Below are 24,680 nucleotides of genomic sequence, written 5' to 3'. Positions count from 1 at the left end.
CCTGTGACAGGGGCCTAGGTTGCGTGACTGCAAGCAGTTGCAGCAAGTTGCAGTGCGATGCGGCACAACCGTCGCACCGCGTCGAAGCAAAGGAGCTTCTCGTGCGCTTAGCGCTCTCCCGACGTCAACCCAGGACCCCGGGCTCAGCTCGAGTCCCCCGGCACACCCTCGGCCTGGCCGCACTGGCCTGCCTCGCCCTGGCCGGCAGCCTCGGCGGGGGATCGCGGGGGCGCCGACGGCGGCCGCGACCCCACCGGGGAACAAGGACGTGACCGCCACGCTGTTCCAGTGGTCGTTCGCCTCCGTCGCCAAGGCCTGCACCGACACGCTCGGCCCGAAGGGGTACGGGTACGTCGAAGTGTCGCCCGCCCAGGAGCACATCCAGGGTTCGCAGTGGTGGACCTCCTACCAGCCGGTGAGCTACAAGATCGCCGGTCGCCTCGGCGACGAGGCCGCGTTCTCCGCGATGGTCGCGACCTGCCACACCGCGGGCGTCAAGGTCGTCGCCGACGCGGTGATCAACCACATGACCGCCGGGTCGGGCACCGGGACCGGCGGCACGGGCTACAGCAAGTACGCCTATCCCGGCTTCTACGGCGAGCAGGACTTCCACTCCTGTCACACCGCCATCACCAACTACGGCGACCGGACCAACGTCCAGACCTGCGAGCTGGTCGGTATGGCCGATCTGAATACCGGCAGCGGTTACGTCCAGTCGACGATCGCGGCCTACCTCAACCACCTGCTCGCGCTCGGGGTCGACGGCTTCCGGGTCGACGGCGCCAAGCACATCGCCGCGTCCGACCTCGCCGCGATCAAGGCCAAGCTGACCAAGCCGTCCGTCTACTGGGTGCAAGAGGTCATCTACGGCGCGGGCGAGCCGGTCCAGCCGACCGAGTACACCGGCACCGGCGACCTGGACGAGTTCCGGGCTGCGGTCGACCTCAAGCGCATCTTCACGAGCGACAAGCTTGCGAACCTGAACAACTGGGGCCAGTCGTGGGGCTACCTCCCCGGCAACCAGGCCCGCGTCTTCGTCGACAACTGGGACACCGAGCGCAACGGCTCAACCCTGAACTCGACCTACGGCAACACGTACACGCTCGCCAACGTCTTCATGCTCGCGTGGCCGTACGGCTCACCGAACGTCTACTCCGGGTACTCGTTCACCAGCTTCGACGCCGGCCCGCCCGCTGGCGGCAACGTCAGCGCGTGCTACACCGACGGCTGGAGCTGCCAGCACGCCTGGCGGCCCGTGGCGAACATGGTGGGCTTCCGGAACGCCGTCGCCGGGGCCGGGGTCACCAACTGGTGGTCCAACGGCAACAACGCGATCGCCTTCGGGCGCGGCAACGCCGGGTTCGTGGTGCTCAACCACGAGGCAGGCGCCCTCACCCAGACGTTCCAGACCTCGCTCCCCGCGGGGCGCTACTGCGACGTCGCCCACGGCGACCCGGGCGCGAACGGCGCCTGCACCGGCGCCACCTACTCGGTGGGTTCGACCGGCACGTTCACCGCGACCGTCCCCGCAGGCGAGTCGGTCGCGCTGTACAGCGGCGCGAGCGGCGGCGCCGCCGTCGTCGACCCGCAACCGGCCGGGACGTCGTTCGCGGTGACCGCGACGACCGCGCTCGGGCAGAACATCTACGTCGTCGGCGACGTAGCCGCGCTCGGCGCCTGGGACGCGACCCGCGCGCTCCCGCTCTCGTCAGCGAGCTACCCGACCTGGAAGCTCGCCGTGGCGCTGCCCGCCGGGGCTTTCCAGTACAAGTACGTCCGCAAGGACGCCAGCGGCGCCGTCACCTGGGAGTCGGGGGTGAACCGCACCGCCACCGTGCCGGCGAGCGGGACTCTCACCCTGGCCGACACCTGGCGCAGCTGACCGGTCCCGGCGGTCCTCGCCGGGATCTGTGCGGGGCCCCCATCGAGCACCTGGATGGGGGCCCCGCCCCGAACCAGGGCCACGCCGGACCGCCCGCGCGCGAAGCCCTCCGGCTAGGTAATCTCGCGAGATGCGTTCGCCGCGGCCGCACCTGCAGGACGTCGTCCTCGTCGATGTCGATGCCGACGAGGCCGATCCCACGCTCCCGGGTGCGGCGCCGGACGGACATCCGCCCGGGAACCGGCCGCGGTCGGAGCGTCCCGGTCCCCGCACGCGCGGTCGGTCCGCCGCCCGGCGATGGTGGCCGCTCGCGGTCGGGCTCGTCCTGCTGCTGTTCGTCGCCGCGAACTCGGCGATCACGGCCCGCGACGAGCGCGTCCGCCTCGCCGCCCTCGCCGGGGTCCCCGGCATCCTGGCTCCGCTCGATGGCCCGGTCGCCGAGGTGTGGCGCAGCTCGCTCACGTCAGGCTCGGGCCTGGCGGCGTCGGGGGGCCGACTCGTGGGGGTCGACCGCGGTCACGACGGACAGGTCGACGTCGTCGGCCTGGATCCGCGGACGGGCGAGACCGCCTGGCGAGTCACGGCCCGACCCCCCGGCCCGGTCGACGGCTGGGCGGACTGCGCGGTCCCGGAGCCCGCGGCGCCGTCAGCCCCAGGGGCCAAGGACGCAGCCTCAGCACCCGTGATCGCGTGCGTCGTGGCCGACAAGGTCGTCATCACCGCGGAGGACACCGCCGGGTACGTCTTCTACCCGACAGCCGCCCGGCTCGTGGTGATCGAGACCACCACCGGTGCGCTGGTCTCCGACGGCCCCGTCGAGCCGAGCACCACCCTCACCGCCCTCGGCGCGGACCTCGTCACCAGCCGGATCGACGACGACGGCCGGGCGCACCTCGCGCGCACCGACGCGCGCGGGACGACCGAGCGGTGGACGTTCGTGAGCCCGGAGCCGGTACCGATCGACGACACCCGCCAGCGGGTCGCGTCCGTCACGGTGCGGGACGGGCTCATCGTGGTCGACGCCGGCCCGACGTGGGTGCTCTCCGCCGACGGCGAGGTGCTCGACACCTGGACCCCCGGCGCCTCCACCGAGCTGGGCGGGCAGGTCGAGGTGCTCCGCCGGGGCCGGCTGATCGCCGAGCCGGCCTCGGGCGTCAACGGCCGCGCGCCCGGGACCCGGATCATCGACCTCGCGACCGGGGACTCCTTCACCGCCACCGGGCACCCTCCGTTCCTGATGGTCGACGACGGCTCGCTCGCCGACCTGGTCCTGCTGCGGTCCTCGGCCAGCGAGGTGCTGACCGCCTACGACGTCGCCACCGGGCGGGCCCGGTGGACGGCACCGGACAGCGCCGGCGGGGGCACCGCGATCCTCGACGGACGGGTCCTGCGGACCGAGGCCGGCGAGCTGCAGGCGATCGACGGCGGGACGGGAGCGGTCCTGTGGTCGACCGGCATCCGCCAGGCGGCGCAGAGCCCCCTGATCACGGACGGGCGAGTCGTGCTGCTCGTCGACGCGGATGCCGGGAGGAATCCGACGCTCGCGGCGTACGGGCTCGACGACGGCCGGCTGCGGTGGACCACCGCCGCCTCCTGGGACCTGTACCCCTTCTCGCTCGGCCGCCAGCTGTACGGGTGGACGGAGCAGGGCCTGATCCGGCTCGACTGAGGTCCACCGGAGGGTCCGACGACAACTCCGCCGCCGCCCGGTCACGTGCACGCCATGTCCGCGTCACCTTGGCGGTGCACTCTGGTGACGTCCCACCCACTCCTGCGCAGGAGGCCGGTCGTGTCCCTGTTCACCAAGGCTGCCGCCCTGGTCCTCCCCCCACGCACGTCAGCTGAGCCCGCGGGCGCGACGCGGGTGCTCGCCGTGGCGCACCGGGGCGCGAGCGCCGATGCCCCCGAGAACACCCTCGCCGCGGTGCGCCGCGCGATCACCCTCGGCGCGAGCCTGATCGAGCTCGACGTCCAGCGCACCCGGGACGGCAAGCTCGTGGTCTTCCACGACGCGACCCTCACCCGGACGACCGACGCGGCACGCGTCTTTCCCGACCGCGCACCCTGGCACCTCGCCGACTTCACCCTGGCCGAGGTGCTGACGCTCGATGCCGGCTCGTGGAACGGCGCGCAGTTCGCCGGCGAGCGGGTACCGACCCTGGCCGACGCGATCCGAGCTCTGCGCACGAGCGGCTCCGGCCTCCTGCTCGAGCTCAAGTCCCCCGGCCGCTACCCCGGCATCGAGGACGAGGTCGCCGACCTGATGCGCGAGTTCCGCGGCTACGTCCGGTCGGCCGTCGCCACCGGCCGCCTCGCCGTGCAGTCGCTCGACGTCGACTCGCTACGGCGCTACCACCGCGCCGAGTCCCGGGTCCCGGTCGCGCTTCTCGGCCGGCCTGCGCCGTCCGACCTGCCGGCTCTGGCCACCTGGGTGGACGGGATCAATCCCTTTCACCTGGCTGTCGACGCGGCGTACGTCGCCGAGGTCCACCGGCTCGGCCTGGACTGCCGGGTCTGGACGGTCGACACCGTGGCCGACCTGACCCGTGCGCTCGACCTCGGCGTCGACGGCGTGATCACCAACCGGCCCGACCTGCTCACCGCCCTCCTCGACGAGCGTCGAGACCGGCTCGCCGGGTCGGCGGCCTGAGCCCATCGGCCCGCGCCCACATCTTTGCGCCACGGACCCCGCTGGGTAGGGTCGCTCAGGTGGGGCGTCGCGACATGCAGGACGTCGAGCTCGCGGGCGGTGAGTCCGGCGAGGCCCCCGGCGCGGACGCCGTCGTCGGCCCGGAACAACGGCCCAGACCAGCACGAGCCAGGTGGTGGTGGCTGGCCGCGACGGCCGCCGCCGCCGCCGTGGTCGTCGCCGGGGCTCTGAGCGCCGACCGGAGCGAGAGCACCCGGCTGGCCGGGCTGGCGGGCACGCCCGAGCTCCTCGCTCCGCTCGCCGGACCCGTGACCGACGTGTGGCGCAGCGACGTCTCCCTGTGGCCGGGGGTCGCGGAGTCGGACGGGCGCCTGGTCGGGGTGGAGAACCGGCCGGGCGGGAACGTCGGCGTGGTGGCGCTCGACCCCGCGACCGGCGCCACGCTCTGGCGGGCCGCGCCGCGCCCGCGGGGCACCTCGGACGCCGGGACCACCTGCGCGCTGCCCGACCCTCCCCTGGCGCCGACCACCGCCGGGCAACCGCAGGCCGACGCCGTCGTCGTGTGCCTCGTCGCCGACCGGACCATGGCCCGGCTGCTGGTCATCGACGCGGCCACGGGCGTCGTGCGCTCGGACGCCCCCACGGACACCGGCGCGGCGATCGCCGCGATCGGGACTGACCTCGTCGTCGGGCACGTCGACGCCGACGGCCGCGTCCGGGTGGCGCGTACCGACGCGCTCGGGGCCGAGCAGCGTTGGACGTTCGTGAGCCCGAGCCGCGTGCTCCGGGAGGCCTTCGGTCGGCAGGACGTGTCGCTCACGGTGGCGGGCGACCTCGTGGTCGTCGGGGCCGCGGGGGCGTCATGGGTGCTCGCGGGCGACGGCACGCTGCGGCACTCGTGGACCGCCGACCCGACGCTCGTCGTGACCGGCCGCGTCCAGCCGGTGGGCGCCGGCCCCCTGATCACCGAGCCGACGACGGCCGCGAACGGCGGCCCGGGCACGCGCGTGGTCGACCTCGACACCGGCCGCGCATTCACGGCGAGCGGGACCCCGGTCCACGCGAGCCCCGACGACGGCACGCTCGCCGACCTCGTCCTGGTCCAGCCGCCGGGCGGAACCGCCCTGATCGCCTACGACGTCGCGACCGGCCGCCCCCGCTGGCGGGTGTCGGGCACCGCGGGGCGCGGCGTGATGATCCTCGACCACCGCGTGATCCGGGCGGACGCCGACCAGCTGGAGTCCGTCGACGGGGGCACCGGACGACCGGTCTGGGCGATGCCCGTCGGGCAGACCGCCCAGAGCACGTTGTTCAGCGACGGCCGCCTCGTGCTCCTCGCCCAGCCCGACGGCGGCCGCGGGATCGTGCTCGTGGCCCACGGGCTCGACGACGGCCGGGTGCGCTGGGAGGCCGACATCGCGGACGACCAATACCTCGTGCCGGTCGACGGGCGGCTGTACGGTCTGTCCAACCGGGAGACGGTCGCCCTGGGAAGCCTGCCGAAGGAGCCCCGCCGATGAGCGAGACCGCGATGGCGACCGCACGCGGGGAGATGCCCGTCTACGTGGCACGACCCACCGGCACCGGACCGTGGCCGGGGGTCGTCGTGATCCACGACGCGCTGGGCTGGACCCGGGATGTGCGCCGACAGGCCGACTGGCTCGCGAGCGCGGGGTTCCTGGCGGTGGCGCCCGACCTGTTCCACTGGGGCCGCACGTTCACCTGCCTGCGCGCGACTGCACGCGACATCCGCGCCGGCCGTGGGAGCGCGTTCGACGACGTCGAGGCGGTGCGGACCTGGCTCTCGGGGCAGGCGGACTGCACCGGCCGGATCGGGGTGATCGGCTTCTGCATGGGTGGCGGGTTCGCGCTGATGCTCGCCCCGGGCCACGGGTTCTCCGCCTCGAGCGTGAACTACGGCGTCGGGCCCGGCAAGGACGCCTATCTCGAGGACTTCCTCGCCGACGCCTGCCCGATCGTCGGCAGCTACGGGGCCAAGGACCGCGCGAACCGGGGTACGGCCGCCCGGCTCGAGCGCGCACTGACGGCGGTGGACGTCGACCACGACGTGGTCGAGTACCCCGACGCGGGGCACTCGTTCCTCAACGACCACCCGGGTGCCGGTGATCCCACGCCGAGGATCGTCGTCGTGATGGGCAAGTTCCTCGGCACGTCCGAGTACCACGAGCCCTCGGCCGTGGATGCGAGGCGGCGGATCGAGTCGTTCTTCGACCACCACCTCGCACCCCCGGTCTGAGGGGCTCAGGTCGAGCTACTGCGGGAAGACCGGCAACACGGTGCGCTTGTAGGTCGAGTTGATGACGACCGCGAACGAGACGTACCAGGCGAGGAACGCGGTGATGAGGCCGAGCACGCCACCGACGCGCGTGATGCCGACGGTCCCGGTCCAGTCCCCGGCGGCGAGCGTGAAGAACGTCAGGGCCGCGAACACGAAGACCAGGAAGAGCATGAAGGTGGTCCGGCGCGCAGCGATGGTCATGTACAGCGTGAAGATGCCCCACGCGAACAGGAAGACCGCGACCCCCTTCTTGGCGTCCGCCCCGGCCGCCGACAGGTCGGTGAACCGGGCGAGGAACCAGAAGGCCATCCAGAAGGCGCCGTAGGAGCAGAACGCCGTCGCCCCGAAGGTGTTCTTGTTCACGAACTCCCACAGCCCGGCGGCGAACTGCATGATGCCGCCGTAGAACAGGGCCAGGCCGAGGATGACGGGCTCGGCGGTCGACGGAACGAGGCCGGCGTTGAAGACGCTCAGGACGAAGGTCGTCAGGGCGAAGGCGCCCAGGCCGAGCGCGGCCGGGTCGGCCAGCGGCGTCGGCTTGACGACCGCCACGAGCTCGGCTGTGTGCGTTCCGTTGCGGGCGGCCGGCGCACTCGCCGAGTCGCGCTGCAGGTCAACGTTGCTGCTCATCTTTGAACCCTCGTTCCCCCATGCCCTGCGCGAGGTGCGCAGCGGACTGTCTTGATGTCGAGAGACTAGCGGTCGACAGCAGCCCGCGTGGGGGAATGGTTCAGGCGACGGGGTACACGATCCGGGTCTGCCACCGGCTCGGATCGGTCTCGCTCTCGGGACCGACGAGGTACTCCTCCCACATCGCGCCCGAGACGGTCAGCCCCTGCTCGGCGAACCATTCGGAGAACCCCGCGTAGGTCCTCCCGAGGTCGTCGTAGGACCCGGTGTGGATGGTCTCCACGAGCGAACCGCCCGGCAGCATCTCGACCACCAGGCCGCCGGTCGGCGTGACGACGTGCCGCACCGGGAACCCCGCCACGACGTCGATCGTCTCGGAGGCCGGTCCCCGGTAGAGCGCGACCGGTGGGCCGGCGGGCGCCTCGCCGAGGCGGGCGAGCTCGGCCGCCGCGGCCTCGAAAGCCCGACCGAAGAAGTCCGAGAGGTCGGTCATCGCCACGACCTCGTGCAGACCGACGATGGGTTGCGGGTCGCGCTCTTCGCGGTCGATCTTGAGGCCGTCGATCGTCATGATGGGCTCCTGTCTCCTACGCGGGCGGGGCTCGACCTCGGACGAGGTCGGCTCCCCCTAGCCGTACCCGGGGGCTGGACACCAGGTGTAGGGGCGAAGGTCCCTCGATCGCGTGGGAGCTGTCAGCTCCGGTCGGTGCGGGCAGAACGCCTCGCCAGGACGACGACGAGCGCTCCCGCCCCGAGCAGGAGGCCCAGGCCGCCGAGGCCGCGCGCGAGGGGGTCCGACGCGGTGGCACCGGCTGCTGTGTCACCGGTCGCCGTGTCACCGGTCGCCGTGTCACCCGCCGCCGCATCCTCCTCGCCGATCGGGACGATCAGCACCGGCGCGGGCAGCTCCGGCTCGGCGACCAGCGCGAGGTCGTCCCACGCGACGACCTCTCCGTCGGAGTACGTCTGCGTCGCGGGCAGCTCGACCTCGGTGCCAGGATCCGGCAGCGGTCCGGCGACGATCGAGAACTCCTCGAACGCCCCCGGGGCGATCTGCACGCCCGGGTCGGCCGTCCAGACCACGCTCGACGGCGCCCGCGTGAGCGTGGCCCCGGCCACCTCGACCGGGCTCGGCTGGTCGGCCTCGACCACCTCGGCGGTCCAACCGGCCACCGGCAGGTAGGTCACCGAGATGAACGGGGTGTCCGTGGGGAACGCGAGCTCGACCTTGACCGTGCCCGCGGTCGCGGACTCGTTCGGCACCCGGAAGGTCACCTTGGCGAACCCGTCCGACGAGGTCGCGTCGGGGATGACCCGCACGTGCGCGGACGCCGCCGCGGCGGGCACGAGCACGAGCGCCGCCGCAGCGAGCGCGGCGAACCCGAGGCGCCGGGTGCGGCTCGAACCGATGGCGCGACGCGGCCGGGGTGGTGACAGTGCGGACATGGGTGAGCCTTCAGTTCGGGGCGGGGCGCGGCGGAAGATCGGTCACGAGGAGTTGCACAGGCGGGCCCAGCGCACGACGTCGCTGCGTTCCTTCGTGCGCAGCAGGAGCACCGGATCGGTCGAGCACGGCCACTGCGGCGTGACCTGCTCGACCGCGGGCTGGTCCGGGTCGGGAAACGCGGGCGGCGGGGTGCGCGACAGGGCGACCGCCAGGGCGACGGTGAGCACCATCACCACCAGCTCCACGAGGGCGAACCGGCGGAACGCTCCGGGCGTCCCGGCCGCGATGCCCGGCAGCGTCCGCCGGCGGTGCCACCAGCCGACCCCGCCGAGCACCACCAGCGCGAGGAGCTTGACGACCACGAACCGTCCGTAGACGCTCCCGGTGAGCTCGCCGACCGAGAACCCGCCACCGCCGAGCCGGATCCACGCGTTGACCCCGCCGGTCAGGCCAGCGACCACGAAGCATCCCAGCGCGAGCCGGCTGAACCGTCCCGCGGCCGAGCCCAGCGCAGGCGAGCCTCGACCGAACAGCACGAGCGCGGCGAGCCCGCCGAACCACAGGCTGACTGCCACGACGTGCACCATCAACGTGCCGAGAGCGAGAGTGTGGAAGGCGGCCTCCGCCGCGTGCCCGGTCTGGGTCGGCGGCAGCACGGCCACCAGCGCGAGGACGAGCAGGAAGCGCGTGTCGTCGAGGGTGCGCGCCCGCAACGCGGCGAAGGCCAGGCTCGCGGTCAGCACCACGACGACGACGAGCGCGCGTCCGTGGGACTCGTGCAGGACGAAGTCCCCCAACGCCGTCGGGGACGCCGCAGCGAGCAGTCCGACGCCCGCGATGTCGGACGCGGTGAGCACCACGGACACCAGCGCCGCCACGGCCCAGACCGCAGCCCACCGACCCGCGGCCCGCACCGCCCGCAGCTCACCGGGAGCGAGGCGCCCCGCCCGTGCCTCCACGAGCACCGCGGCGAACAGCAGCGCGCCGATCGTGGCGACCGCGGCGAGGTCCATCGCCAGCCGGGCGATCGGCAGCAGCCAGCTCGTGAGCGGCACCGCGGCCGCGAAACCGTTCGTCGCCCCGATCAGCACCACCAGCAGGGCCGACGACGCGACGACGACGGCCGCACCGACCAGGACCGCCGCCAGACCCACCGGCGCAACCGTGGACCTCGCCCGGCGGAGCGTGTCAAGCATCGCTGCCCGCCCGTTCGCTCGCCTGACGACGGGTGACGACGACAGCACCGACGGCCAGCAGCAGCGCGACCACGACCAACCCGCCGGCGGCGGCGAGCCAGCTCACACCTGCGTCGTGCACGGCAGGCGCGGTGCCGGGGGTCTGGGGCTTACCCTCCCCCGCGGTCGTGAGCACGAACGTGAACGTGCCGGCCACGGGATGCCCGTCCGCGGACACGACCCGCCAGGCCACGGTGTACGTGCCCTTCGGACCGAGCGGCACCAGGGCCTGAGAGATGGTCGAACCGGTCTGGGTCAGCTTCCCGACCTGCCACGTGCCGCCCTCGGGTCCGGTGACCGTGACCTCGCTGTACTTCTCCCGGACCGGTTCGTTGAAGGTGAGCGTCACGGCGTCCGGCGAGGCGTCGACCTCGGCGCCGTTCACCGGGGTGGTCGACATGAGCCGGGTGTGCGCCGAGGCCGGCGCGGCCCCACCCACGACGACGGCGATCAGCGTGAGCAGCCCGAGCACCATGGACGCAAGCCGCTTCACGTCGAACCCCCCGGTTGCCTCCCGCGGCGGAGTCACCCACGCCGCGCCTCGTGAACCGGAACGCGGCAGGTCGGTCGTCGACACGCTCCACTGTCGATCCGAAAGTTAGCCTGCGCGCGACGGCACGGTCGGACGATCGGCGCTTTCCGGGCGGGTTTCACCCGCTTGAGCCGAAGTCTCAGGCTCCGGCCGCCCGCGCGTCCGGCCCCGCAGCGCGAACCACCAGCCGGCCAGGACCGCGAGCAGCGCCACGAGCGCCACGCCGCGCAGGGCGGACCCGATCGGCGCGGTAGACACGACGGCGGCACGGGTCTGTTCGGCGCCGCCCACCGTCCACGGGAAGTCGGCGACCGTGTCGGCCAGCCCGTCCCGGGTCACGATGACCTGGACCTGCAGGGCGCCGCCCGCCGCCAGGTCGGTTGCGACCGACCACCGCCCGTCCGCGATCGGCTCCGCCTCCAGCGGGGCTCCGGCCACGCCCGCGGCGGACGTGAGCACGACCCGGACCCCGCGGACCGGCGCCACGGCCGGGCGTCGGGTGTTGAACACGTCGAGGAGCAGGACGTTGGGTCCGGGCCGGTTCGGTCGGATGGCCACGGCCTCCTGCAGGTCTCCGACGGTGTGGTCCACGACGTCGCTCGCCGCGGACGTGGCGCTGCGGACGAGCTGTGGCTCCATCGCCGGCTGACCGCTCGTGAGCAGCGCGGCGAGCGCGAGCACGCCCACCGCGGCGACCGCCTCGGCGATCACGGTGCGCCGCGGGGTGCGCCGCGGGGTGCGCCGCGGGTCGGACGCCGCACGGACGATGCGCCGGCGCACGGCGACGGTGTTGACCAGCGCGAGCGCCCCGGCGACGCCCGCGAGCGCCACCTTGGCGAGCAGCGTCCGGCCGTAGCTCGTAAAGAGCGCGGCGTCGACCGAGCCGACGACGTCGCTGCTGAGGTAGATCCCCGTGACCACCATGACGCCCACGCACGCGGCGGCCGGCGGCCCGAACAGGCGCAGCACCCCGCGGGCGCTCGCGCGACGCCCGAGCGACTCCCCGTCGTCGGTCCGTCGCGGCACGAGCAGCACGACGGCGAGGATCGTGAGGCATCCCGCCCAGGTGACGGCCGCGATGAGGTGGGCCGCGGAGGCCAGCACGCGCGTGACGTCGGGCGCCGACCCCGACCCGGAGTGACCGAGCAGGGCTGTCCCGACGCCGGCCAGCACGGCCCCGGCGAGCAGCAGCGGTCGCCGGGCCGACACCGGGCGCGCGTAGGCAGAGCCGACGAGCAGCAGCAGGCCCAGCTCGCGCAGCCCCCACCGCACCCCGTACGAGCTCCGCAGCAGCTCGCCCGCGTCGGCGCCCGACGCCACCAGCTGGGTGACCAGCAGCACGCCGGCGGCGATGGCCGCCACGACGGCGCCCCACGCGGTGATCCTCTGCGCGAGCCCGGCCGCGAGCCCGGCGCGGGCGAGGAGGCGCCCGGCGAGCGGTCCACCGAGCGCCCCGGCCAGGCCCAGCAGGATGACCCAGCGCAGGCCGACCTCGACGGGCGGCGGTGACGGCTCACGGAGCCCGCCGGCGGTCACGGTCGCGCCGATCCCGAAGACCAGCACGCCGCTCGTGGCGTGCAGGTCGTCGCTCGACAGGGTCTGCCAGGACACCCGGTAGGCGCCGCGGGCGAGGGCTGGCAGCCCGGCGACAACCTCGACCGGGTCCTCGGTCGAAGACCCCGCACCCACCAGCGTCAACCGGGTGGTGCCCAGGCGCCGACCGGAGCTGTCGATGATCTCGATCCGGGTCGCGCCAAGGACCACCGACTCACTGAACTGCAGGCGCAGCTCCGTCGGTGCGGTCGCCAGGACGACGCCGTCGGCCGGGTTGCTCCCGGCGAGGAACGCGTGGGCCTGCGCCGCGGGTGCCGGGCCGATCAGGACGATCACCCAGAAGCCGAGGAGCGCCAGTCCCAGCCGCCGCACGAGCCGCCGGAACCGGTCACCGCGGGTGGCGCCCGCCGCGCGGGTCGGGCCGGGGTCGGACATCACAGCACCGGCACGTGGGCCAGGTGGAGGTCACCGTCGTCGATGGTCACCTGCTCACCTGCCCGCACGGCTCCCGCCGTGTTCTCGTACACGAGGTAGAAGGTCTGCCCCGCCCGCAGCTGGTGGCCCTGCTTCATCAGCGAGACGCGCTTGGTGCCGCCGTCGCGTGCCTCGCTGCGCAGGACCGGGGGGTGGTCACGGTCCCCCTGGAAGCGCAGCGCCTTCTCGGAGTCGAGCACCACGTAGCTGACGGTGATGAGGCCGCCGTCGGCCACGACGGCGACGCGCGAGAAACGCACGCCCAGCGCGTTCTCCATGGCGGAGCTCTCGGGGACGGCGGCCGAGGCCGGGTGCCTCGACGTGACGACGTTGACGGCGATCAGCGCCACCAGGACCGCGATCACGATCGCGACGACCCACTGGCCGACGGAGCGGGTGGAGCGCCAGTCCGACTTCACCGCACCGTCGGACTGCACTGCACCATCGGACTGCACTGCACCATCGGACTGCACGGCACCATCGGACTGCACTGCACCATCGGACTGCATCTGCTGAGACATGCTGCTCCTCCTCCCTGAGGGCTCCCGGGGCCGCGAAGGGAGTCGCGGCCCCGGGAGAGTTGCGGTCTGCCTTACGGCAGGGTGAGGCGGGTCGACGTGAAGGTGTCGAAGTACGCCGTGCCCGCCATGGTCGACGTCCGGGTCTGCGTGACCCCGGCCGTCACCCCCAGCAGGACCGTGTCGACGCGCAGCGCGCTGGTGTTGCCTGCCTGCGTCGAGACGTTGGTGCCGTCCAGCACGAGCCGGAGGGATCCGGCCGCGGTCCCCGTTGCCGGGCCCGAGGTCCAGTCGACCCGGATCGTGTGGACCCCGGCCGGCAGGGTGACCCAGTTCCCGGTCAGCGCGCCGGCACCCGTCCGGGACATCACCGCCCGGATCTGCGCGACCCCACCGGTGCGGTGGAACTGCACCGCGAAGACCTGCCCGCCGGCCGCCGTCTGCGCCTGGAACAGCGTGAGCACGGTGGCGGCTGTGGTCCCGGATGTCAGCGTGTTCGCGTTGAAGGCGAACGACGCGTGGTACCCGGTCTCACCGGTGGGCGTGTTGTCGGTGACGAAGCTCGGGCGGTTGCCCGTGCCCCCGGCGAGCGTGACCGCCAACCCGCGGTTCGCACCGCCGACCGGGATGGCCGCCGCCGCGGTGACCACGACGCCGCCCGTCGAGGCCGACCACGCCGCGAGCGTCCCCGAGTTGAACGTGTCCGAGAAGATCGCGTTCGGCATGCTCACAGTGACTGTCGTGCTCACGGCGTTGCTCCAGTTCCCCGCGAGGTCCTGGACCCGCAGGTTGAACTGCTGGCCGCCGGCCGTGATCCCGGCGAGCGGGACGGTCGCGACGATGTTGGTCCCGACGAGCGCGACCGGGATCCGGGTGGCCTTGCCGACGCCCGGGTCCGTGCCACCGACCCAGAACTCGGCGGTCGCGAACGACACCTCGTTCACCGGCGCGGTCAGCGTGAGGTTGGCCGCCCCGTTGGTCGGGTTCGGCGTCCCCACGACGGCCCCGAGCACGGGCGCCGCCTTGTCCACGGTCAGCGGAATCGCGAACAGCTCACCCCAGTTGCCGGCCGCATCCAGCCCGCGGACGAACACCTGGTGCGCTCCGTTGGTCAGCGACCGGGCCTGCGAGAGCGGGATCAGGCCGTAGAGCTTCTCGTCCGGGTTGTTCATGGCTCCGTCGACCGGGACCAGCTGGAACCCCGTGCCGCCGGGCGGGCTCGCCACCTTCGGGTCGAGGAAGCCCTCGGCGTCGACGAGCACGCTCTGCGCCCCACCCCGCGCGTCCTTGTCGATGATCTCGGTCGACACGACGAGGTTGCCCGGCTGGGCCACGGCTGCCAGGAGCCCGTTGGTCGGGTTCGGGCTGATGTCCGCCCCCAGCACGGTCGGACCGGTCAGGTCCACGGTGAGCGGGATGTCCAGCGTCGGACCCCACAGCCCGAGCGAGTCCAGGCTGCGGACGAGGACGTGGTGAACACCCTCGCCGAGCGCCTTGACGGTGGCGGCCGGGATGGTCGCCGACTCGGACACGACGGCGGCGGTGCGGTTGCGGGCCATCGTCTGGCCGGTCCCCGTGGCGCCCACGGTGTCGAGGAAGTACTCGGCGCCGGTGATGGTGCCGGCATCGGCGTCATCCCCCGTCGCCGCGACGACGACGTCGGCGCTGCCGTTGGCCGGGGTGTCGGTCAGGCTGCCGTTGGTGGTCTGCGGGCCGACCTTCGGCAGGTTCAGGACCACGCCGCCGACGACGCCCCAGTTGCCCGCGGAGTCGAGCGCCCGCACGTACACGGTGTGCTTGCCCGCAGGGAGGGCGTCCAGGACGGCGGTGGTGATCGTGCCGGTCGCGCCGGCGACGTCGACCGCGCCGAACGCCCCGGTCATCGCGGTGCCGAACCCGACACCGGTCGTGACGGCGTCGTCGACCACGAGCTCGGCCTGCGTGACGGTCGAGCCGCCCGTGCTGGCGTCGCTGAGGTCAGCGGTCACGGTGACCGGGACCAGCCCGTTGGACGGGTTGGGCGAGGCGACCACGTGCGTCGAGACCGGCCCGACGATGTCGGTGCTCGGCGGCGGCGCCGCGGTGTCGAGGAAGGTGAGCATCCCGCCGAACGCGAACGCGAGCGGGTCGGCCGTCTTCTGCCCGGCGTTGTCCAGGCGACCGGCCGACTCGTAGAGCGCGATCTTGGCCTCCGGACCCGAGGGCATCGTGACGATCGTGTCCGCGGTCGCGCCGGGGTCGACGGTCATGACGACCGCCGTCTCGGCGTACTGCAGCGCGTGCCCGTCCGTCGCGACCTGCGTCTGGTCGGCGCCGAGCAGGCTCATGGTGTGGGTCTGCGAGCCGACGTTGACGTACCGCACGAGGACCTTGTGGCCCTGGTCGGTGCTGATCGGGTCGGTCGAGGGGTACGGCTTGCCGTTGATCAGCCGGTAGGCCGGGGCGAAGTTGCGCATGTCGAACGTCGCGGGAGCGGCGTTGAGCGCGGGGTCGAGCTCGCTCAGGACGACGACGGCGTCGTCGTCGTACGTCGTGGCCGGGAACCCGGCGGGCGAGCCGTAGGCCGAGCCGTCGGCCGGGCGCACGACGAGCGCACCGGCCAGGCCCATCGCGACCTGACGCGCACCGCCGGCCGTGTGGCCGGCCTCGTAGGCGAACGTGCCCGCGCGGCCGGCCGTGAAGGTGTACGTGGTCGCGGCCCCCGGAGCGGTGCCGACCTCCTCGGCGGTGCCCGACAGGCCGGCAGAGAACGCGCTCGCCGGCTGCCCGGGGAACGCCAGGGACACCGGTTCGGCGAGCGCGTTGTGCAGGGTGACGGACACGGTGTCGCCCTGGTTGACGACGAGGACCGGCCCCGGCGCCGTGGCCGGAGCGGTCGCCGTGCTCGCGAAGCCCCAGATGGGCAGCGGGGTGCCGAGCATCGACGTCGTCCCGGCCAGCGCGTATAGGTCGCACGCGGCAACCGTCCCGGTGACGGTGCAGCCCTGCGGCGCGAGCTTGCCGACGGCGGCGGCGGACACCGCTGTGGACACAGCGGGAGCCCGGGTCGCCACCGCCGTCGCGCTCGGGGCGACGAGCAGCCCGAACGTGGCGACCATGCTCGCCGACGCGACGAGCGCGACGACCCGATGAACGGACCCGTGGATCGGCCGGTGGGCGGCCGGGTGGTCAGTGAACGGCTGGGAAGTCATCGCCACTCCTCAATTCGCCTGGCAACCGGCGGGAGGATCGATGCGGAAGACCGTCATCATTCCCCCGAAGGTCGCGCCGTAGTTGGTGGCCTGCTGAAGCGCGTGACTGTGGGCGATGTGGTAGTACTCGCCGCACTGGTTGTTGCTCGTGATCGACGACGGCAGCGGGTTCTTGGTGCCGAGGTACGGGCTCTCGCTGAACCAGGTGTCCGTGCCGACGAGCAGCTGGTCGGTGATGGCCGGGATCTGCGTCGGGATCGGGTTCGTGAGCGCGTCCCAGTGCTCGACGTCGCGCCAGTCCATCAGCGCGTCGACGGTCTGCCCGGGTTGCACGTCCAGGTCGTACTTCTGGTACGAGAGGTCCTGGCCGGTCGGGCCCTCGAGCGCGTGCCCGTCCTTGTTGATCACCCGCTCGTCGCTGCCGTGCGGGTGGAACGGGTAGTTGACCGTGCCCGCGTTGAGATAGCGGATGACGGCGGGGAGCGGGTTGCTCACCGCGTCGTAGGGGCGGATGTGCACGAGCGCGCCGTACGGCTGGCCCGGCAGCCACGACGCGCCGTTCGGGGCGATCGTGTCAGGCATGCTCCGGCCGTTGATCATGAAGTAGCGGGCGTGGAACGCCGGCCAGTTGATCGGCTGCGACCGCTCGACCGCGAGGTGCAGGTCCGGGTCGACCTCCGAGAGCAGGAACACGTACTCGGTGGTCGGGTTGAACGCCGAGTCGGCACGGTCGTTGACCTGACCCGGGTGGCCGGCGGGGCGCACGACGAGCGCGCCGTACATGCCCATCTGCACCTGCTTGTTGACGTCGGTACCGCTCTCGTACAGGTAGGTGCCGGGCGTCCCGGCGGTGAACGTGTACGTGACCGACCCGTTCGTCGCGGCCGCGGACTGGACCAGCGAGGTGAGCGAGCCACCCGTGTCCAGCTGCGGCTGGGCCGGGTTCCCGTTGGCCTTGACGTTCTTCTGACCCGGGAAGACGACCGACGTCGCCTCGGGGAGCGTGTTGTGCAGGATCACCGTCACGGGCTGACCAGAGGTCACGCACAGCGTCGGGCCGGGGAGCTGGAACCCGCGCGAGCTGTTCGCGTAGCTCCACATGTAGATCGAGTTGCCGTCCGGGGTCGACACGTAGCCGTCCCGGGCGGTGAGCGAGAAGCTCTGCTGCGCGTTGGTGTCGCACAGCAGGCCCTCGGACGTGGCAGCCCCGGCCGCGCGCGGGCTGGTCACGATGGCGGCCGCGATGAGCGTGACGACGGCCAGGCCGACGACGAGCCGCCGGGGGTCGAGGCGGAATGCGAGTCTCATTTTCGTCTCCTCGGTCGGTGTCGTCACGCGTTCGCGACGGTCTGGGCTGGATAGGTGCCCGGCGCGCCGACGAGGATCTTCGTCATCATGCCGCCGTAGCCCGGGCCACCGCCGTTCTCGAGGAACGAGTACTGCCGGTCGTAGAGCAGGTACTCCCCCGGTCCGGGTGCGGTGAAGATGACGTCGCGGCTCTCGCCGGGGCCGACGTCGACCGTGTTGGTCGTGAGGTAGTTCGTGATGCCGTCGCGGCCCACGAGCCGGTTGGCGTCCTTGGCCACGACTCGCAGGTCGATGTTGTCGACCGACATCGCGTGGTTCTGGTAGCCGAGGTTGGCCATGCGGAGCAGGACCTTCTCGCCCGTGTTGCACGTGACCAACGACGAGATCGGCTGGTACTGCAGCCGCCCGGCCGCGGTGACGTTCGGGTCGCCGTTCGGGGCCACGGTGTCGGGGTAGCCGCGTCCGTTGAGCAGCCAGAAGCTCGGGTCGTAGTCGGTCCAGTCGGAGACCTGGATGTGCGCGTCGCGGTAGTGGGCAGCCGACCAGAGCTCGGTGATCATGAACGCGAACTCGCGGTCGTACCGGGTCGAGCCGTCGCCGTCGTTGTAGGCGTACTTCGACCCGACCGGGTCGCCGGCGACCGGGGTCCGGTTCTGCTTGGGTCGCACGAGGACCATGCCGGTCATGCCCATCTGCACGTGCTCGACGTCCTCGAAGTGGCAGTGGTACATGTACGTCCCGGCGTCGTGCGGGCGGTAGAAGTAGGCCAGGTCGCGGCCGACCGGGACCGCGAGGGAGAGCTCGGGGACGCCGTCGAACAGCGGGATCGCGTTGACGAAGCCGTGCCAGTGGAGCGTGTGCCCGTCGAAGAGGTCCGGGCGCTGCAGCAGGCCGAGGTTCGTCAGCGTGATGGTGATGTCGTCCTCCTCGTCGAACGCCATCATCGGAGCGCTGATCTGGGCCTTGCCACGCTGCGCGGCGACCTGGGTCGAGCTCATCCCGGTGACGTCGCGGAAGCCGAACACGTAGGTGTTGAACCCGCTCGGCGCCAGGGAGTCCGGGAAGAACGGCGGGTCGGCGGGGGCGTTCTGGGGCATCGAGACCCACCCGTCCGTCCCCGCGAGGTGGACGACCTTCTTCGGGTGGGTCACGGCGGCCGCCAGCGCGCCGGCCGCGCGGGCTGGCTCGACGGTGAGCAGGCGGGCCCCCACGAGGGTCGCGCCCACGACGCCGGCACCCGCGGTGAGGAAGGACCGGCGGGACAGTCCTCGAGGTGCTGCATTGTCGGTCATGTCATCTCCACGTCGAAGGCGTAGTGGTCGGGAGCGGTGCGTGCGCTGTGAAGCGGGTGAGAGTCCTGGTGGCCTGCGAGCCGAGAAGGGGACGCAGGCCACCAGGGGTCTGTCAGGACATCAGCTCTGGTCGGAGCCGGCGTCGTAGCGGGTCCCGGTGGGCCGGGCCTGCCCATCGATGTCCGCGACGGGCGCGGGCACCGTGTAGGTCCACCCGGTCCCGCCCGGGCCCCACCGGACGAGCGTGCTGGCGGCACCCAGCCCCCGGCCAGGCGAACCGACGCCCGTCAGGTGGTAGTCACCCATCAGGCTCGGTGGGAGCAGCTGGGCCACGATCGACGCCTGCCGGAAGGCGAAGTTCGTCCGCGACGCCAGGATGTTCACCGAGACGTCGTATGGGGCGACCAGACCTGGGGTGTCCGTGACGACGTTGGTCGGGCTAGCGGTCGTCCCGGTGGTCGTCTGGAGCACCGAGTTGAGTGGCGTGAGGGACCCCGCCACGTCGAGCACGCCCATGTCCCAGTTGTTGACGCCGCCGTCGGTGCCGTCGGGGAGGGTCCCGCCGATGCCGTAGACGTAGCCGCCGGAGAAGCTGCCGGCCCGGTTGTCCCAGAAGACGTTGTTCAGGAGCGTCGGCTGGCTGAACACCGTCGCCCCCAGGACCGCCGAACCGGGGAACTGGCTCGAGCGGAGCCGGGTCTGCAGCGGCACGCTGTTCGCCGCGGTCGACAGACCGGCCGGAGCGGCCGAGCCGTCACTGGTCACGGCGGTGGCCGTGGTCAGGTTCTTCACCACCGTGTTGTTCACGATGTTGACGAAGGCCGAGTCGTCGAGCGCGATGCCGCCACCCTCGTGGGCGGAGACGTTGTTCGCGATGGTGTTGTTCGAGATGGTGATCGTCCCGGGCGACGTCCTCGAGATGTGCGACCCGCTGGTCTGCAGGAGCCGGATGCCGCCGCCGTCGTCGTTGGCGAGGTTGGTCTGGATGACGTTCGCGTCGATCGTGACGGGCCCGGAGCCCTCCGACAGGTTCGCCGGGTTGGCCGGGAGCTCGCCGGCGATCATGATGCCGCCGCCCTCGTCGTACGAGGAGTTGAACCAGATGCGGTTCTTGGTGATCTTCCCGCCAGTGGTGCCCTGGTACCCGAATGCGGAGACCGCTCCGCCGTACTCGGCGGAGAAGTTGCCGCAGATCGCGTTGCCGTCGACCTGGTAGCCGTCGGCCCCCGCGAACAGCCCGATCCCGCCGGCGAGGTTCGTCCCGCCGTTGTCACGGATCTGGTTGTGGGCGAGCACGAAGTTCGCGTTGTGGTTGGTGCCCACGTACGGGGTGCCGACGCGCACCGCCCCGCCGTAGGAGCCACCGTTGCCGCGGATGATGTTGTTCGTCAGCTGCATCCCGGCGACGCCCGAGTGGACGTACACCCCGCCGCCCTGGGTGACCAGGGCGCCGGCGGCGCCGTACGGCGTCTTGACCGTTCCGGTGAACAGGTTGATGTTCGCCGGGAAGTCGGCCTGGGCACCGCCCGTGATCGTGAAGCCGTCGATCGTGACCGGGTAGCTCGACGGCGTGTTGGTGCCCGGGTCGTTGAGCACGGTGACCACGGCTGCGTCGGGTACGGCCGGGTCACCGGCGTAGTTCAGCGAGCCGAGCAGCGTGATCCACGCCAAGCCGTTCGCGTTGTCCGCGTTGAACCCCGCGCCGTCAAGGATCGAGCCGGGGACGAATGTGCCCGCCGGATCGAACCCACCCGGACCGACCCCCTGGATCTTCACCTGGTGGTGCACGATCAGGTTCTCGTTGTACTGGCCCTGCGGGTTGTCGGGTGTCTGGGAGCCCGGCCACACGACGACCATCCAGTACTTGAGGGCACTGGTGGGACGGGCGGCCTCGAGCGCAGCTTGGACGGTCGCGAACGGCTTGCCCGGACCGACCTGGACGATCCGGGGGTTGGTCGAGGACGTGCCCGCGCCGTTCGGGTTGCTGCCGGATGCCGCGAGCGCCTGGATCGTGATGCCGTTGTAGCTCGTCAGCCCGTTGGTCCCGGTGATGCTCAGCGCCTGCGCGCCGCTCGCCGTGGTCGGCACCCTGAACACGATCTTCGTGTCGCTCCAGCTCGTGGTGGTCACAGCGGTCCCGTTGAGCTTGAGCACTCCCGCGCCCGCCCCGAAGCCGAAGCCGGTGACGGTCACGACCCTCGTGTCGGCGGGCGTGTTCTGCCGGATGAAGGGCCGGTCGACCGCGAGCAGCTGGGGAGCCGACGGGCCGAGGTCGCAGATGGTCGGGTTGACGGTCGTGGTGTCCGGCGTGAGCGCGGTCGTCGCGACCTGGGTCGGCGCCTGGTCGGTCACCGTGTAGAGCCCCGGCCACGCCTGGAAGTTCGTCGCGATGGTGCGGAACCTGGAGTTGTAGTCGGAGTTCAGATGCCCGGGCTGGCCGGGGTCGTTGCCGACGAAGCGGTACATGTTCGGGCACGGGCCCGCGGGGACCGGGCAGTTGAACGTGTCCGTGGACGGCTCCAGGGCCTCGTACAGGCCGTTGAAGTCGGTGTGCGTGGTGTCGATGAGCCGGCCGGACCAGTCGTACATGCCGACCGGCACGAACGGCAGGCCCTGCGCCTCGCCGTAGTTGACGCTGCGCTTGTCCAGGGTCAGGCCCAGGTCGTTGAGCGTGACGCCCCAGAAGTGCGTGGGCAGCGGCACGTCGGTGAACAGGTTGAAGTTCGGCGCGGTTGCCTGGCCGTTACGGACCGTGACGACCTTGTCGGCGCACGACGGCCGGTCCAGGCCCTGGAACGGGCTGCCGCCACCGGCGAGGAACGCCGCGTTGGTGACGTTGACCGTGTGCAGGTCACCGGCACAGGCCGAGACGATGCCGGCCTGCTGCGACGGCGGCTGCGAGGGAGCCGTCGGCACGTTGTCGGGCGGTCCGGCCGGGTCGTTCGCCGCCGCCGGGGTCGACGGCGGGTAGTTCTCCTGCGGCAGGTAGGTGTCGCCGTCGAAGACGTTGACGTCCTCCTCTGAGGTCGCCTTGTACATCGGCTTGCCGTCCACCGGGTCGGTGGGGATGTCGACCGACACGATGTACTCCTGCGCGCGCAGGTCCTGCGTCTCGCCGGCCGGCAGCGGGGCGTACAGCGCGAGCCCGCCCGGGTTGTGCACGGTGTCCGACGGCGGCCACAGGTTCAGGTTCGAGGTCGAGAAGCCGTAGTTGCCGTTGACCGTCTGACCGGCCGACGTCGGGTCGGTCGTGTCGCTCGGGCCGATCGCGACGCCCATCATCGGGGCCTCGACGCAGAGGTTGTTCGCGGCGGCGCCGAAGGCCGGCAACGCCTGCTGGTCGGTCAGGGGCTGACCGTTGTACATCCGGGCGGTGCAGCCGCGCGGCGGCGCCCACTGCTCGGAGGTCGCGGTGTCGGCCAGCTCCGGACCCTTGACCAGGGCGCCGCGGTGGGCGTCCGGGTTGGTGACCATCGGGGCCGGCAGGGGGTTGGCCGGATCGGGCACGAAGGCCGGGTCCGCGATCTGCAGCGGGACGATGGCCTTGCCCTCGCGGCACGTGTTGGCCACGTCGGCGGGCGTCGTCGCGGTGCAGGGCGTCGTCGCGTACAGGTGCACGCCGACGTCGGGGATGCCGGGCTGGTAGCCCTCGGAGACGGCGTCGGCCGGGTCGAGCTCGTTGCGGGTCGTGTCGTAGCTGACCGTGCCCACGATCCCGCCGTTGGTACCGGTGTCGTACGGCTGGACGCCCCAGTCGATCTGTCCGCCCAGGCCGATGATCGGCAGGAAGTCGAGGTCGACGAGGCTGCCGAGCTTCGTGGTCGACGACGACTCGTTCTCGCCCTTGTAGGTGATGCCCGTCGTCTTGTAGCGCGTGTTGAACGCCTCGAGCACGAGCCACTTGCCCAGCGGGTAGACCTCCTGCATGTCGTACGCGCCGGTCGAGTCCGTCGAGGCGGTGTTGGTGAACTGGTCCATCAGCGTGTTGTCGCGCTCACGGATGGTCAGGGGGAACTGCGGGACGCCGGCCTCACCGGGGTCGCGCTTGCCGTTGGCGTTGGAGTCGATGAAGACGGTGCCGTGGATGTGCGAGAACCAGCCGACGAGCGGCTTGTTGCCGACGTCGGTGACCGCCCCGCCGGACACGGTCACGTTGAAGCTCCACAGGATGTAGTCCTGGTTGTCGTCCCAGAGCGTGAGCTGGTAGGCGCCGTCGGGCACGTTCTTGATGTCGAACGAGCCGTCGGCCGCGCCGCGACCGGCGTAGACCTGCACGTCGCCGCGGTCGAGCGCCGACAGGGCGACCCACGGGCGAGCGATCGGGCCGCCGAACTTGGCGCCCGCGAGGCCGAGCACGGGGTTGACCTGGCCGTTCTGGCCGCCGATGTACGACAGCGCGACGACCGCGACGCCCTTGACCTCACCGGTCGGCGGGTTGCGCCGCGGGACCGTGATCGCCTGGGTCTTGACGAAGCCGAACTGCACGGACGGGACCAGCTCCGCGCCCTTGACCTGCTCGGTGTCGAAGCCGGTCGAGCCCTCCTGGCTCCAGATGTCGAAGTCCTTGCCGCCCTCGAGGTTGGTGGTCTGGACCCACTCGTAGGTCTGGCCAGCCGCGGGGACCGGCGGGGTGATGGTGGCGGCCAGCCGGTTCGGGCCCATGTTCGGGATGAGGACCAGGCCGTTGCGGTCGCTGACGCACACCCCCGTGGACTTGGCGGTGTCGACGATCGGCTTGTTGTTCGCGTCGAACAGGATCGGGCCCGCGCCGTTGGCGCCCGCGTGCTGGTAGACGGTGCACAGGGCGTTGCCGTAGTAGTCGACGCTGACGGTGCCGAACACGTCGGTGAGGTGGGCCGTGAAGCCGGCCAGGGCCTGCTCGGCGTCGACCTCGTACGTGCCGTCGACCGGGGCGTTGTCGTTGAAGACCGAGATGCGGATCGTCGACAGGGGCAGCGGCGTCGGGTTCATGTCGACGTTCACCGCGGTGGTCCCGGGCGAGACGGTGAAGTGCTGACCGTCGATCTTGAACCCGTCGGCGGTCACCGAGATCAGGTACTTGCCGCCGGGCAGGTTGTCGAGGGCCTTGGTCGCATTCAGGTCGGTCTCGTCGCCCTGGGCGAGGATCGGGGCGAAGCCGGAGGTCTTGCGGACCGAGGGCCACTGGCAGGAGTCGGCGTAGTTCGGGTCGGTGCTCCCGCCGGGAGCCGTCGACGGCAGGCAGTTCTCGGTGCCCTGGTTGGTCTTGGTGCCCGGGTCTCCGGTGTCATCGGCGTTGATGATCCACTTGTAGGTCGGCACCACGTCCCCGAGGTGGACGAACCCCGGGCCGGTGTTCACCGAGCGTGAGCTGTGCACGGTCAGCGTGATGCTGCCGGGCCCCGCCGGCACCGCTGCCGCCAGCGCAGCCGCAGGGACCGCTGACGCCAACGCAGCAGGGGCCGCGACGGCGGGCAGCACGGTGGCCACCTGCGTCAGCGGCAGCAGGGCGGCGGCGAGGCCGACCGCAAGCAGGGAGCGAAGGTTTCGCTTCCTGGCCGTTTGATGAGTCACGGTGCCCTCCATCGGCTCGCCGCGCGCCGGACCGGCAACGCGAATGACGCTCACCATGGGGCCCTGCAGGCAAGGCATGCCTGATCTGCGGCGAACTCTCAGGAACCCGTCAGGC

At 72.0% G+C, this 24,680-nt stretch carries 16 protein-coding genes; 5 read left to right on the top strand and 11 right to left on the bottom strand.

From position 1 onward, the window contains the following. The first annotated feature begins 268 nt into the window (after positions 1-268). The 5 genes from VTA80_RS10665 to VTA80_RS10645 all read left to right on the top strand — a co-directional run bounded on the left by VTA80_RS10665 (position 269) and on the right by VTA80_RS10645 (position 6,789). The gene (locus tag VTA80_RS10665; protein WP_407345477.1) at positions 269-1,882 is read left to right on the top strand and encodes a carbohydrate-binding module family 20 domain-containing protein; all 1,614 of its coding nucleotides are present in this window, start codon (positions 269-271) and stop codon (positions 1,880-1,882) included. 130 nt (positions 1,883-2,012) lie between these two features. Beyond that, entirely contained in the window at positions 2,013-3,551 is a 1,539-nt protein-coding gene (locus VTA80_RS10660; protein ID WP_407345476.1) for a PQQ-binding-like beta-propeller repeat protein, read from the top strand. A gap of 120 nt (positions 3,552-3,671) precedes the next feature. Beyond that, the gene (locus VTA80_RS10655) at positions 3,672-4,532 is read left to right on the top strand and encodes a glycerophosphodiester phosphodiesterase (protein ID WP_407345475.1); all 861 of its coding nucleotides are present in this window, start codon (positions 3,672-3,674) and stop codon (positions 4,530-4,532) included. 59 nt (positions 4,533-4,591) lie between these two features. Further along, positions 4,592-6,052, top strand: a complete 1,461-nt coding sequence (locus VTA80_RS10650) for a PQQ-binding-like beta-propeller repeat protein (protein ID WP_407345474.1) — start codon at positions 4,592-4,594, stop codon at positions 6,050-6,052. Next, positions 6,049-6,789 (top strand): dienelactone hydrolase family protein, encoded by a 741-nt coding sequence (locus tag VTA80_RS10645; protein ID WP_407345473.1) that lies wholly within the window; start codon positions 6,049-6,051, stop codon positions 6,787-6,789. The genes VTA80_RS10650 and VTA80_RS10645 overlap by 4 nt, the downstream gene beginning before the upstream one ends. A gap of 15 nt (positions 6,790-6,804) precedes the next feature. Here VTA80_RS10645 and VTA80_RS10640 read toward each other — a convergent pair whose 3' ends face one another. The 11 genes from VTA80_RS10640 to VTA80_RS10590 form a co-directional block, all read right to left on the bottom strand. Next, complete coding sequence (locus VTA80_RS10640; RefSeq protein ID WP_407345472.1) at positions 6,805-7,461, bottom strand: acetate uptake transporter; 657 nt, start codon at positions 7,459-7,461, stop codon at positions 6,805-6,807. 100 nt (positions 7,462-7,561) lie between these two features. Further along, positions 7,562-8,032, bottom strand: a complete 471-nt coding sequence (locus VTA80_RS10635) for a GyrI-like domain-containing protein (RefSeq protein ID WP_407345471.1) — start codon at positions 8,030-8,032, stop codon at positions 7,562-7,564. Positions 8,033-8,154: 122 nt separating this feature from the next. Then, positions 8,155-8,907: a YcnI family protein gene (locus VTA80_RS10630; RefSeq protein WP_407345470.1), complete on the bottom strand. Its 753-nt coding sequence runs from the start codon at positions 8,905-8,907 to the stop codon at positions 8,155-8,157. Between the two features lie 42 nt (positions 8,908-8,949). Then, on the bottom strand, positions 8,950-10,062 hold the full coding sequence (locus VTA80_RS10625) for a copper resistance D family protein (RefSeq protein WP_407345469.1): 1,113 nt from the start codon (positions 10,060-10,062) through the stop codon (positions 8,950-8,952). Between the two features lie 34 nt (positions 10,063-10,096). After that, positions 10,097-10,636, bottom strand: coding sequence for a copper resistance protein CopC (locus VTA80_RS10620; RefSeq protein WP_407345468.1), 540 nt, complete (start codon positions 10,634-10,636; stop codon positions 10,097-10,099). A gap of 105 nt (positions 10,637-10,741) precedes the next feature. Then, positions 10,742-12,664, bottom strand: a complete 1,923-nt coding sequence (locus VTA80_RS10615) for a copper resistance protein CopC (RefSeq protein WP_407345467.1) — start codon at positions 12,662-12,664, stop codon at positions 10,742-10,744. Continuing rightward, positions 12,664-13,224, bottom strand: coding sequence for a hypothetical protein (locus VTA80_RS10610; RefSeq protein ID WP_407345466.1), 561 nt, complete (start codon positions 13,222-13,224; stop codon positions 12,664-12,666). Before VTA80_RS10610 ends, VTA80_RS10615 begins: the two co-directional genes overlap by 1 nt. A 71-nt stretch (positions 13,225-13,295) precedes the next feature. Further along, positions 13,296-16,412: a multicopper oxidase domain-containing protein gene (locus tag VTA80_RS10605; protein ID WP_407345465.1), complete on the bottom strand. Its 3,117-nt coding sequence runs from the start codon at positions 16,410-16,412 to the stop codon at positions 13,296-13,298. 9 nt (positions 16,413-16,421) lie between these two features. Beyond that, entirely contained in the window at positions 16,422-17,720 is a 1,299-nt protein-coding gene (locus VTA80_RS10600) for a multicopper oxidase domain-containing protein (RefSeq protein ID WP_407345464.1), read from the bottom strand. Positions 17,721-17,743: 23 nt separating this feature from the next. Then, positions 17,744-19,012, bottom strand: a complete 1,269-nt coding sequence (locus tag VTA80_RS10595; RefSeq protein ID WP_407345463.1) for a multicopper oxidase domain-containing protein — start codon at positions 19,010-19,012, stop codon at positions 17,744-17,746. 120 nt (positions 19,013-19,132) lie between these two features. Beyond that, the gene (locus VTA80_RS10590; RefSeq protein ID WP_407345462.1) at positions 19,133-24,565 is read right to left on the bottom strand and encodes an IPT/TIG domain-containing protein; all 5,433 of its coding nucleotides are present in this window, start codon (positions 24,563-24,565) and stop codon (positions 19,133-19,135) included. Positions 24,566-24,680: the final 115 nt, after the last annotated feature.

The organism is Pengzhenrongella phosphoraccumulans (assembly GCF_045689905.1).
In the GTDB taxonomy this organism is placed as follows: Bacteria; Actinomycetota; Actinomycetes; order Actinomycetales; family Cellulomonadaceae; genus Pengzhenrongella; species Pengzhenrongella phosphoraccumulans.
Note: the sequence above shows the minus strand (reverse complement) of the source record. Positions and strands in the feature narration are given on the sequence as shown.